Source organism: Coprococcus aceti, from assembly GCF_025567285.1.
In the GTDB taxonomy this organism is placed as follows: domain Bacteria; phylum Bacillota; class Clostridia; order Lachnospirales; family Lachnospiraceae; genus Coprococcus; species Coprococcus aceti.
In genome coordinates, this window is sequence record NZ_JAOQJT010000009.1 from 100,425 (window position 1) to 113,780 (window position 13,356).

Below are 13,356 nucleotides of genomic sequence, written 5' to 3' on the forward strand. Positions count from 1 at the left end.
TTTATATTAAATATCACATGTTATACGCGTTACTACCTTTTTTGAAATAGTAAGAACTGCCATATATGCCACTAATATAATTCCAATTAGAATTTTATTAAATTCGGCTTTCGACATCAATACCAATAACCCATTATGTACTAAATAAAACAAGAGAAATAACATACTACCTACTGCTGGTGAACTTCTTCTTTTATAAAATATCCCTACAACCATATATGTAATTAGCACAAGCGCTGCCCCTATTATCATGTTGAAAAAAACTGGACCAAATGGTACTTCTATGGCTGCATTTTCAAATGGGTTTGATACAAAAAACTGTCTAATTATCACACTCACTGTATGAACCAAATAATACATTTTTACCTCCTTTATGATTTATATAAAATACAAGCTTTTATTACAGTTTATATTTTAGTTTTACAAATGTTATAGTTTTTATGTCCTTTCGTTTTGCATACACCTTTTTATATTTTACAATATATCTTTCTATATGTAAAACTGCTCTTCCTCTTTTTTCCGACTACTTATGCCATTGTTTCCACATAATTAACAATCTTAACCATCCTTTTACCATACCGCCTTCTAAAAAACCTTTTATACAATTCTACTCCATTTGCTGTACTGTTTTTTCCTCACCAAACAAAGTGAAAAGGACAGCCCACATTCTAGTGGTCTGCCCATGTCTATTTCATTAACCGAGTTTTTCCAGCCCCACCCCAATCTTCAAGTTCCTCTCCGTCTCCACCCTATCAAACTTAACCACATAGCACCCTATATCTCCCCTGATACCGGTTATAGTGCCCTCGCCGAACACCTTATGTCTCACCCGGTCGCCGGGCTTTAGCTCGGTGTCCAGCGGCATATAGCGGCTTTCATTTGCGGCTATGTAGTTCTTGGTGTCGTCGACAAGGCGCTGCGGGAGCTCGTTCACGTAACCGATGGCTTCCCGGTCTATGTTGAATATGAATCTAGAAGGATATCTAAATGAATCATCATAATTCAGGCCTTCTGCATCGCTGATGTACAGGCCGCGCTCCGCTCTGGTGCACGCCACGTATGCCATGCGTCGTTCCTCCTCGAGCATCGCCTCAGTGTCCACGTGCTTGCTTGGGAATATGCCTTCATTTACACCGCACACGAACACATATGGGAACTCCAGACCCTTTGCGGTGTGTATGGTCATCATCGTCACAGAATCCTTGTCCTTCTCCCTGTCATTGTTCGTGTAGAGAGCTATGCTCTGCAGATATTCCTCCAGCGTATTCTCCTCACCGGAGGTCTTCTCATATTCGTCTATCGACTGCTTCAGCTCTGCCAGGTTGTCCAGCCTTTCCTGTTCGCCCGCCTGTCTGAGCATCGCCTCGTAGCCCGTGGCGGCCATGAGCTCCATCACAAGATCAGACAGACTTTTCTCCTTGTATGTCTTCCTGAAGTTTTCTATGATATCGACAAAGGCTGAAGCACCTGTCGACTTAACAGTCTTCTCCTCCAGAAGATCCTGAAGACCGCTGTACAGTGAGCATCTGTGAGTCTCACAGTACGACTTCAGCATCGACATTCTCTTTTTGCCAAAGTTCCGCTTTGGTTCATTTATCACCCTGCGGAATGACAGATCATCCGCGTATGCCACCATCCTGAGATATGCCAGCACATCCTTTATCTCCTTGCGTTTGTAGAACTCCGTTCCACTGTAGAGGACATACGGGATCTTTGTCTTGATAAATGCTTCCTCTATGCTTCTCGATACGAAATGTGACCTGTACAAAACGGCTATATCACTGTACTTTGTGCCCGCCTCAACCAGTCTTTTTATCTCATTTGTCACCCACTGGGCTTCATCCCCGGTGGTCCTGGAATGTACGTACAGAGGGCGTGCCTCAGACGGCTTCACAGCCACAAGCCTGTGGGGCAGTCTGTTCCTGTTTTTCTCGATCAGTGAGTTGGACACCGCCAGTATGTCAGGAGTTGAACGATAATTCGTGTCGAGGAATATGGTCTGTGTATTCTCATGGTTCTTGTCGAATTCCAGTATGTACTCTATCCTTGCCCCGCGCCACGTATATATGGTCTGATCCGGATCGCCCACGATGAACAGATTCCTGTGATAACCGCTGAGTATCTCTGCCAGCGCATACTGGTTACCGCTGACATCCTGAAACTCGTCCACCATGACATACATCATGCGTTCCTGCCATTTGCGGCATTTCTCCGCATCGGTTCTGAGGATGTGGAGCGCAATGGTTATGAGATCATCATAGTCAAGTCCATACACCTTCTTCTGTTCGTACAGGTATCCCAGAAATACTTTTTCAGGTATGTCTGAAGCCTTCTCATAATCCGCCAGCAGTCTGTCGTTGCTTATGTCCGCCAAATATGTGATATGCTGCATCTCGTTCTTCATAGTCGATATGTGATCCCTCGCCATGTCAAATGTATATGTTCTCGACTGTATATGGGCATTCTCGTACACCGTTTTGAGTATATCCTCCGTGTCCTCGCTGTCCATCACCACAAAGTTCTGGGGATAATTGATGGCATGGATATCCTCCCTCAGAAGCTTCACACAGAAGCCGTGAAATGTGCAGATGTATCCCGTATCACTGTCCCCGATCATCTGTCTGATACGTTTGCTCATCTCCCTCGCCGCTTTATTTGTAAATGTGACACACAGTATATTCGATGTGGATATTCCAAGCTCGTCCACCAGATACGCATACCTGTATGTGAGCGCCTTTGTCTTGCCGGTTCCCGCTCCCGCAATTATGCGCACATACCCTTCTGTGGTGGTCACTGCCTCCTTTTGCTGTTCATTCAGTTCATCTATAAAATTATCCATACAGTCCTCCATATATTCACAAACATATGTTCAGTATAGCAGATTATATCTTTCCTGTCACTACACTCATGGTTTTACACCAGAACGATCTTCACATAAAAAACAGGACAGCCACATAACCTGTGACTGTCCCGCCAATGCATCAACACATTTCATTTATTTTGACTTTTTGTAAACCGCTTTCTTAGGAGTGTTCATTCCCTTCACCTTGAGCTTCTTTGCATATGCGTCATATTTCTTCTTAGGAAGATATATCTTCACATTGCTCTTGACACCCTGGAAAGCATTCTTACCGATAGTCGTTATCCTTGTAGACTTTATGGTAACTTTTCCAAGCTTTCCACACTTGCTGAATGCTGCACCTCCTATGGTCTTAACGTTTCCTCCGATCACAACCGTGGTGAGATATTTGCGTCCTGTAAATGCTTTCGCTCCTACAGCCGTAACATTGAAGTTCACTCCACCGATCTTGACACTGGATGCAACCGTGAGTGACTTGAACTTCTTGTCGCTCTTCTTGCTTGTACTTCCAACAAGTGTCACTGTTCCCTTGCCATTTGAAGCGGCATTTGTCACCTTATATTTCAGATAGCCAGGCACGCCCTTCTGCGCAACTTTATATATCTTGCCCTTGCCAGCCTTGATAGCAAATGTCTTGCTGACGGAGCCTCTGTAATTACCCTTACCAGTGATCTTTACTGTCGCTGTACCGATATTCTTGTTGTTCTTGTACTGTACGGTGTAATCCACACCATTCTTCAGTGTTGTTTTGCCTCTCCTGAGCGCAAGCGATTTAACAGTGATAGGTGATCCTGTGTATGTATATCCATTCTTTTCTATACCGCTTACGACCACATTGTTCTTGGAATTTCCTATGTCTATTCCAAGGGCAGCTACTGACTCATAACGCTTGTACCCACACTTGGTACAGGTAAATGTCTTCTTACCTGCCGCTGTGTCTGTAGGCTTGGTCGTTATCGCTCCCTTGTCCCATGTGTGGTTTGCCAGGCCTGACTTCTCTCCACATGAGCACTGATACCAGTGAGATCTGCTGTCGCTCTTGTACTTATTGCCGTAATCGTGTACATGCTGCTCCAGCTCTTTCTCGACGGTGATCTTTACATTGAATACAACTCCATTGTAAGCCCTGTTCCATCCTGTAACTGATGTCCAGTCATAATTTACTGTGTCTGCAGGCTTGAAGCAAAGCTTGTATGTATTGCCATCCTCAACCTTTGTCGTTCTGTCTGTATACCATGTGTATACTCCATCCTCGCGCTCTGGAATCTCTATGTCTGCAAGAGTCATATTCTCCTTAGCACTCAGTGAATCTATCGCCTGAGTAAATACTGCATTTGCAGGAAGAATCTGAACAGTTATCTCCACATGCTCTGCTCTCGCGTATACATCCTCATCTTCAGGTACAAATGTTGCAAGGAAAGTCTTTGTTCCAACCTCTCCCACAGATTCATCTGCATTCTCCCAGATGAACATTCCACCTGCTGTCTCAGGCAGGAGTATCTTGCCAACAGTGTCTCCGTATGTAGCTGTGACATTCTCCGGAACTGTAAATACAGGATCCTGCTTTCTCACATACACTGAAAGCTTCACTGCAATTCTCACACTTCCGTCTTCCAGTTCCTCATATGTTCCCTCTGCTGCATCGATCTTGCTCCAGTCATAGTTTGCTGTGTCGTCTGGAACAAAGTATGCATCGTAGGTCTCGCTTGTTCCGGCCTTGCCTACCTGCTGTGTTCCATCTGCCCACATGTACTTTCCTGCTGTCGATGTTGGAAGCTCCACATCCGCAAGGGTCTTGCCGGCATATGCGTCGACCGCCTTTCCTGTAGTAAATGAAGGTATTCCCTTCTCCACGCTGGATATGATCAGTGTGAACTCAGCCACTGTCTGATTCTGTCCTCTCACCGTGAACTTGACTGTCTGTGCCTCAGCACTTGCAGTCTTTGGTGTTCCATATACCTTTCCATCGTATATCACAAGTCCTGCCGGAAGTGTCTGTCCCTTTGCAAGGGAGTATGACACATATCCGTTGTCCACCGCTTCATCATTCTGGATCTCTATGGCTGTCAGATCATATAATGGCTCATCCTTTGTGGTTGTCTTTCCAACCTGCGCCTTAACTGTATCCTCTGTCTTTGCGAGAGTTATATTTACGGCCTCCTGCTTTGCCATATTTACCGTAACTGTTGCCGGCTCATATGTCATGACGCCGCTCCAGAGACGGTTGTTACTTGTAGTCATGACTGTGTCATCCGGTCCAAATACAACTGAATCCACCGCCATTCCATCTATCGGCTCACCGTCTATTGTGATGTAGAACGACTTGCCACCCTGTATATAGAGTGCATCGTCACCGTCAACACCTGACTTCTTCTGACATCTTGTTGCCGATGAGCTCTTCTCTATCTTTGCATCGCCATCCTTGAAGCAGTATTCTGGATAATCCACATCCAGCTTGTAGAAAATGACGCTGTAATTTTTCAGTGCGTACACCATATCCGGGATCACTGTGGTGAGTATGCTTCCGCTTCCAAGACTTGACGTATATGCAAGCTGCTTCATATTACCATAGTTTACGATCATTGCACTGTTTGTGAGGTTGCCAAATGTAAACTGTGCATCAGCTCTGTTGATGAGCTTTGCATTTGTATTCAAGGTGATCCTCTCACTATTTGCTGCTGTGATATCCCCGTAGTTATCTACTGTTGCTGAAGCCTGAACATTTCCTTTCAGATTCCATGCACCTCTGTTGACCAGTGATCCTGTCATAGTCAGAGCGCCGTCCACATTCCATGTGCCAAGGTTCTCAACATCACCGGTAACTGTCGCTGTCGACGTATTTGTAAGAGCTGCGCCCTCGGCGATGGTCAGCTTTGAATCCTTGAGGATCTCAAGCTGTTTTACCTCCACCTCTCTGTCAAGTGTGTAGTCTCCGCCTATAGTTAATTTGCCGGCGAGAGACATATACAGTGAACCCAGACTCTCAACCTGGTAATTGTCAGCGGTGCCCTTTACAGTCGCTGTGGACTTTGCATTCTCGTCTACATACTCTACCTTGCCGACCTTACCGCCTGCCGCAAGTACAAAGTCACCTGTGACAGCGCCCTCTGTTCCTGCCTCAACGTATATATTTCCAATGCTGTAACCATAGTTAAATACCAATGCCTTGCTATGCTCATTGTTGACGTCATTTTTTCTGAGTTCTCCTGACTTTATCTCGGCATACAGATCTCCCTTTACATCTGACTGCTGGACAAAGTTGTTGCATTTCTCAGCACACCATCTTCCCTCAACCACACAGTTCACATTTCCGGATACGACTGTTCCCGACACTCCATTGAAGTATGAGCGCTTGTTCATATAATCCGCACCGTATATAAATGTATTGTAATGATCAGTTATACCAACTCTTACATCCACATCACCTGATACTGATCCACCTGATGTAACATACATATTCTCAGACTTTGTTGATTCCGGTGTGTACATCTGTGCAGACTTTGCAAATGTGAAGTCTACCTTCTCCGCATTTGTATTGTACGCACCGTATACCACGCTTCCTGCTCTTCCGTCCTCTGCCGTGAAGGTCACTGTCTTGACATCAGCGTTTCCTGCCGCAGCTACAGTGCCTGACACATAACCGTCCATGATCGTCATGGTTACATTTCCATCTATCGTCACTCGGTCTGCCTTGCTGTCAGTTGAACCCGCAGCACATATATTGCCGACATTTCCGCTTCTGAGTGTCACCGATATGTCACCGGTGTATTTATTTGCTGTGTCCGTATAGCCTGATATGCTGTAGCCTGACAGATCATATGTAACCTCTCCATCTATTCTAAGTGGTCTGTTGTCGTCTGCCACTCCGTTGTGATCAGCATCCAGATATACTGAGCTCTTGCTGCTGTCCGATGGATCAACTATTATCACTGCCGAATTTCCACCAAGATCAATGGTCTTATCCTCTGTGTTCACAGATACACCAAGCTTGTTGATATCAGGTATCTCCGTGCCTGCCGGCAGTACCTTGAATACCACTGGGAAATCAACCGATGTTCCATTTCGTCCTGTTATGACAAATGTTACTGTGCTTTCACCTGCATTCTTGGCTGTTCCTGTTATCTTACCCGACTCAAGCACAAGTCCTGATGGAAGTGTCGAACCGCTCTTCAGTCTGTACTGCATGTCAGTTCCATAATCCTTTGTGGTATCTCCTGTAACCTTGAGGATCGTGAGATCGTACGCTGGTGAAGCCGCTGTGTACTTGGTCTCCGCCGCCAGAGTCGGATCTGCGTATTCCTTACTGATGTCTATCTGGTCTGCCACATAATCCACTACAATAGACATAGATGAATCCGGGCCTGTCACCTTTGCACTTCCGTTGCTTCCCTGTACCGGCTCGCCGCCATTTGCCGACACATAGGCTGTGTAACCCGGCACATCGGTATAGCTAACTGTAATCGCCTGTTTGCAGGCAACATATTTGACATTCTCATATTCAACTACATATGACTGTGCAGCCAATTTTGCTGATGTGTTGTCCATGTTTGTTGAGCCGCCTGCATAGCTGTAATACACTCCTGTCCAGCCGCTGGCATCTATATCATCTGCAAATTTTCCTGCTGCCACCCACACACCTGTGTTGCTGAACTGGTCTGAAGGACACTTGAGCGTACCCTTCTGATATACTCTTGCCCAGCCTGATGTCATATTGACCTTGCCCACATCAAACAGCGCATCCTCGCCTATTGTGAGTGTCGTGTCATACTGTGTCATATTGAGAGCCGCAAGCTTCGTATCTCCATTCACAACTGCCTTGGCATACTTTGAATAACCAAGCCGGTCAGCGGTCAGCGTATCGTTAAATACTGCGGATGATCTCTCATTCAGTGACACATAATCCGTTACCTCAACCGGAGCATTTACATCAACTGCCGCACTGTCATAGATTATCAGAGCCTTTGCCGTGAGTTTCTTATTCACAACATAGGTTCCTCTGATAGTTACGATATCCTTGCTGTTTCTCATGAATGCACCGGTATATTTTGATGTTGTATCCGCTGCAAATCCGCCCTTATCTACAGTGTTCTCTGCGATCTCATATGCGATGGTTCCATCCACGGTTGAATTCGACAGAACATACATAGTTGCTGCCTTACCACCACGGATATTTATACTCACCGCATCGCCGCCTTCATATGAAAGCTCTGAATCCTTTGCACCGTATATTGCTTTTACATTTCCCCCCGTCATGGTGATCCTGATGTTTCGTCTTATGGCGTTGTCCTCGACACCTGTTATCGTGTACTCCGACAGATCTCCGGTGTACAGAGGTGTCTTGCCATCTGCCTGTCCATCCTGATTGTCGTCCACGTATATCTCTGTCTCTGTGTCGTCCTTTGCCTGGATGACCACTGATGTTCCGTTGAGACATATAGTCTTCTCATCCTCGTCAACTACGATTCGGCCATCCTGGTTGTCCTGCTTCTTCTCCTCATTTGAGACGATCACGTTCAATGAGAGCTGTGCCTTTGAACCGTTTCTTCCTGTCACATGGACTATGACATTTTTTCCGTCTTCATAAAGCTTACTTGCCGTTCCGACGATCTTGCCATCGATCAATGTGAGTCCCTCAGGAAGACCATTTGTCTCGTCTATCTCGTATGTGACCTCGCCCTCTCTTGCGTCGTTTGATATGACAAGATCTGCCATGTCATAGAGAGGTGAGGCTGCTGTGTATTCTTTTCCAAGCAGTGCTGAAGGGTCAACAGTTGTCTTGGATACCACGATCTGCTTTCCTGTCGTTACGATCGTCACTGTACAAGGCTCATTTGGCATGCTGAACGTGTACACGCCATTTGATTCAACCGCTGAATTTTCCGCTGTGTCGCTCTGACCTCTGAAGGTCACCTTGTCAAGAATATATCCCTTGTTCACGGTCGGTGTTATCTTGACATCTGCGCCGCCCTTGACATATGTACCATCAGGATCAATATACTGTGACGTCTTGCCTGTCATGGTGTACGTTGCGGCCTTCTCGTTGGACACAACATCTAATGAATAATTTACATTTGCAACATCCCCTACAGCCGAGTCCTCTATTACACCCCCCTTTGAGAATATATTTGGCAGATACCCATCAGTCGCCTTAAATGTTCCCTTGAGGATTCCACTGTGGAGTATATTTGAACCGCCTGCTGCATATATACCCTCTTTTGCAGTTAACGTTACCCCCTTGTTGATAACGATCACGGCATTGCCCTGGCTTCCGTTCTCTGTGAAGTTACCAAAGTAAATATTGTCAGCAGTTACATCCTTGTCTATCACAAGATTCTGTCCGCCATAATATATATTCTGTCCATAGGTTATAACAGATGAGCCGGTGGTATTCATGCTTGGAGCCATATAATACTTCTCCGGCATACTGCACTTGTCATCAAATGTAACTTTTGCATCCTTGTTATTACCTATATACATCTGGAAGCTTATTCCGTCTGCATTTGTAAAATCTGTGTTGTTGATCTTTATATCAACAGGAACTGTATTCTCGGTTGAACCGGAATAGCTCTCATTTGCCAGATAGAAAATATTATTTCCCGCCAGTCCATTTATACTGCTGTCTGACAACGTTATGTCAACCTTTGTTCCGATATTTCCGCAACTGTAATCACCTCCGGCGAGTCCACATTTTGCAAAATGTATCTTTGCTATATCCGCCTTGAGTTCCCCTGCCAGTGCAAAGTTGCCCATCATGGTAAACATGTCGCTGCCCGCGTATTCATACGAGTTCACAAGCGGATCACCATTTTCGTCTACTATGGATTCATCATTCATGCCATCCACATTGACCGTCATATTCCCCAGACAGCTACCGCCGTATACAAACCGTGCTGAACTGCTGATAACGTTGCTGACGCTTATGTTAAGATCCTTACTGATGCTTCCGCCCTGCTCTACATTCAAAGATCTCGTAATGCTGCAGCCCGAAACTATGGCATCTACAGAACCATTTACCGTCACATTTGACAGCTCCAGAGCATTTACATAGGCTGCATTACAGTTGTAAAGTTCTGCCTTTATATCACCTTTTACACCTGTGCTCAGATACATGCCATTTAATGTATCTGTTGTTGCCACAGCCTTCATTACAACGCTGGCAGAAGTGATACCGGAACAATTTGAAATTCCATATACCCTGCCGCTGGCGCCAGTGATATTCTCCATGTTCACAGTATACGTATATGTCCCTTCTTCCTCCGGCTGAGTCTGACTGAACGAAACCGAATTCATGCCACATGTTGTGTAACCGGCAGCGCAGTTCTTTATATCTATATCAGCCCTTCCGCCCAGCATACCGCCATACATTCCATATATGGTGTTGAACTTTGCTCCTGAGCCATCAACGCTGACATTTACATTTCCCTTTATATTTGTATTATTGGTGCCATACACAGACATCTCTGATCCAGACTGGCTTTTCAGCTTAAGGTCCAGATTTCCAAGGATAGCCGCACTTGACGCACCATATACACTGGCACTGCTTCCATCCTTTACGGCTGATATTCCGTCAAATGTAAGGCTCACGTCACCATCAACCTTTGCGCTCTGGGAAACTCCGCACAGATTGTCTACCTTGGAGTCAGTCACCTTGGCCGTCAGTGTCTTGCTGAGCACAGCTCCGTTCTGCACAATATACACGGAACTGATGCCGGCACCGTTCATATTGAACACTGCATCGCCATTTATCGTATAAGCCTTTCCTGTGTAATATCCATCTGTAGCCAGTGTGACAAATGTGTTGCCATCACAGTTGTAATTGATATTCTCCGTGATGTCTCCATCCATGGTCGAAGATCTTAGACCATAGAGCGACTTTATTGTCACGGACTCTTCCGTGTCTATCAATACGCCACCTGTACAATATGTCCTGAAAAGTCCATACAGACTTTCAACTGCCGCGTCGCCCTTCACACTGATAGTTACCGCAGTCATGTTCTCCGGAGTCTCAACAGTGCTCTCAAATGCTCCATATACAGCAGGCAGTTCAGCACCGTCTATGGTTATGGAGATCGGCGAACTGCCCTTACCATGATAGATTCCATATATATTGCCATATTGTATGTCCGTGCTTCCATCCAATGTGAAAGCTTCCTCGCCCTCATCAAGGATTCCATCCCTGTCTTTGTCATTGTAAATATTGAATAACTGCTCGCTGTCAGTGGAATTCGGCGACTGCTTTATGATTACCGAATTGCCGTTGAGCGTGACACCTGATGGTGTAGAGCCTGACGACTCATATACATACTCCAGTCCCTTTCCCGTATCCACAGCTTCAGACTGTGTGTCATCCGCCGCAAATGCCGTTATTCCCGATGCCATGCCAATAGCAGCAAGCACCGACAAGGCCGTTATACCTCCTCGTAGCCTTCTCTTCCTCATCAATTACCCTCCCTTAATTAATTGTTATGCAGACTTTCCTGTTATAATTGTGCACAATAACAGAAAAAGTCTTGCAAATATGTAGATTTTTGCCACTTTAACCATTTTACCATAGCAAAGTTGCAAATACTATCAACAAATTCACAAGACTTTTTTATGCATTTTTATATTTTCTGTTATAATTCCGCTATCTTCTCCTGTTGCCAAACAATAATACAAGTCTGAGCAACTGAAGTGATGCTGATACCATGGCTGCCACATATGTCATAGCTGCCGCTGTGAGTACACTTCTTGCACCCTTGAGTTCATCCGGATAGAGATATCCGCTGCCCTCCAGTATCGCCATTGCTCTTCTCGATGCATTGAACTCCACCGGAAGTGTCACAAACTGTAGGACAACAACCAGTGAGAACAGTATGATTCCGAGTGTTATAAGGTAATCAACCCTCGGAATGAGAAGTCCTATAAGTATGAGCGGCCATGATATGGCTGAGCCTATATTTGCCGCTGGAATGATGGCTGACCTGATGGTGAGCGGTGCATATGCATTTGCATGCTGTATGGCATGTCCGCACTCATGGGCTGCCACGCCTATCGCTGCGATGGATCTGGAACCATACACGCTGTCCGACAGATTGAGCGTATGCTCCTTAGGATTGTAATTATCAGTCAGATCTCCTGAGATGTGATGTATTGACACATCCGTTATCCCCGCATTCCTGAGTATCATGTATGCGACCTGGTCCGCTGTGTAGCCTGACCGCGATCCCACCTTCTCATACTTCTTGTATGTGGTCTTGACTCTTGCCGATGCTATCATGCAGAGCACCACGCCTATGAGAACCAACAGATATGTTGGGTCAAAATAAAATCCATAATATGGCATATATATCACCTTTCCCTTTCATGTATCCCTGACGGGGGCTTTTGTTTTCCACTATCCTATAGTATATATTGCGCTTCGTCAACAGGTATGGATGATACTTCATATAAATTTCATTTTTGCCGGAACTAATTTTATACTTCGTTCTCCTGCCATTTTTCTTATGTCATTTACCTGCAGCTATCTGCCAAGCATCTCATTTACCTTATTCTGCACCTTGACATGATCATACCCTGCCTTCTTCAGCCTGTTCTTTCTGTCATCGCCATTTCCCCAGTCGCCGGCTATGACCTCTCTGGCTATCACATCTATCGATTTCTTCTGCGAAGCCTTGACCACTGCATTTACCTTCGCCTGAACCTTATTGTAATCATATCCTGCCTTTTTCAGTCTGCTCTTCCGGTCATCGCCGTTCCCCCATTTTCCGGCTATGACTTCCTTTGCGATCAATTCTATGCTTTTCTTTTTATTATTACTTTTTCCGCTGTTACTGCCAGTATCTTTCTCCTGTGAACCACCAGTCTTTTTTGCGGCATATTTTTTCCATGTCGTCTTGTCTATATATGACTTATTCAGATCGAGATTGCCATCGTAACCCGGAAGTCTTCCAACGGATGTGTACTGTCTGATATCACATTCGTATTGACCTTCATTCCATGGATGCTCCTGATATCCCGTCCGCTCGTAATCAGGATACTGTGCAACCCACAGCCTGTATCCCAGGCCCTTTACATTGTCCATGGCGCTCTTCTGGATATAGATCAGGGGCTTAACACCGGTTTTTCTGTATACATGATCACACCACTCTTTGCACCACGCTCTGTCACTTCTGCCAAACTGAGGATTATTCCGCCCCTCCCAGTCAAGGACAAGTATCGCCTTGCCCACATATTTCTTACTGTATGCTATGAAATACTCAGCCTCACTGTGGGGATCGCCACCATTTGCATAATGGAATGCCCCCAGGAGTTTTCCCGCTTTCATCGCCTGGTCACAGTGCTTTGCAAAATACCTGTTCTTGTAGTCCGTGCCCTCCGTAGCTTTCACTATCACAAAGTCACAAGGCACCTTGGTTATATCTATAGTATCCTGCCACGCTGATATATCTATACCATCCATGTAGCCCTTTAATGGAACCTTATTAGAAGCCATAAAATTGTCTCCTGAATTCTTT

General features: G+C 45.4%; 5 protein-coding genes. All 5 read right to left on the bottom strand.

The genetic code is table 11. The features are described 5' to 3' along the window. Positions 1-6: 6 nt before the first annotated feature. The 5 genes from OCV54_RS11945 to OCV54_RS11965 all read right to left on the bottom strand — a co-directional run bounded on the left by OCV54_RS11945 (position 7) and on the right by OCV54_RS11965 (position 13,334). On the bottom strand, positions 7-360 hold the full coding sequence (locus OCV54_RS11945) for a hypothetical protein (protein ID WP_055224198.1): 354 nt from the start codon (positions 358-360) through the stop codon (positions 7-9). Between the two features lie 334 nt (positions 361-694). Then, on the bottom strand, positions 695-2,839 hold the full coding sequence (locus OCV54_RS11950) for an ATP-dependent helicase (protein WP_055224201.1): 2,145 nt from the start codon (positions 2,837-2,839) through the stop codon (positions 695-697). Between the two features lie 156 nt (positions 2,840-2,995). Further along, positions 2,996-11,299: a leucine-rich repeat protein gene (locus OCV54_RS11955; RefSeq protein ID WP_156327929.1), complete on the bottom strand. Its 8,304-nt coding sequence runs from the start codon at positions 11,297-11,299 to the stop codon at positions 2,996-2,998. Between the two features lie 187 nt (positions 11,300-11,486). Then, positions 11,487-12,185, bottom strand: coding sequence for a zinc metallopeptidase (locus tag OCV54_RS11960; protein ID WP_015533113.1), 699 nt, complete (start codon positions 12,183-12,185; stop codon positions 11,487-11,489). 177 nt (positions 12,186-12,362) lie between these two features. Continuing rightward, positions 12,363-13,334 (bottom strand): GH25 family lysozyme, encoded by a 972-nt coding sequence (locus OCV54_RS11965; RefSeq protein ID WP_055224204.1) that lies wholly within the window; start codon positions 13,332-13,334, stop codon positions 12,363-12,365. Positions 13,335-13,356 lie beyond the last annotated feature (22 nt).

Coding starts and splice junctions, on each gene's coding strand:
- OCV54_RS11945 (WP_055224198.1), bottom strand. CDS start 360: ATGTATTATTTGGTTCATACAGTGAGTGTGATAATTAGACAGTTTTTT.
- OCV54_RS11950 (WP_055224201.1), bottom strand. CDS start 2,839: ATGGATAATTTTATAGATGAACTGAATGAACAGCAAAAGGAGGCAGTG.
- OCV54_RS11955 (WP_156327929.1), bottom strand. CDS start 11,299: ATGAGGAAGAGAAGGCTACGAGGAGGTATAACGGCCTTGTCGGTGCTT.
- OCV54_RS11960 (WP_015533113.1), bottom strand. CDS start 12,185: ATGCCATATTATGGATTTTATTTTGACCCAACATATCTGTTGGTTCTC.
- OCV54_RS11965 (WP_055224204.1), bottom strand. CDS start 13,334: ATGGCTTCTAATAAGGTTCCATTAAAGGGCTACATGGATGGTATAGAT.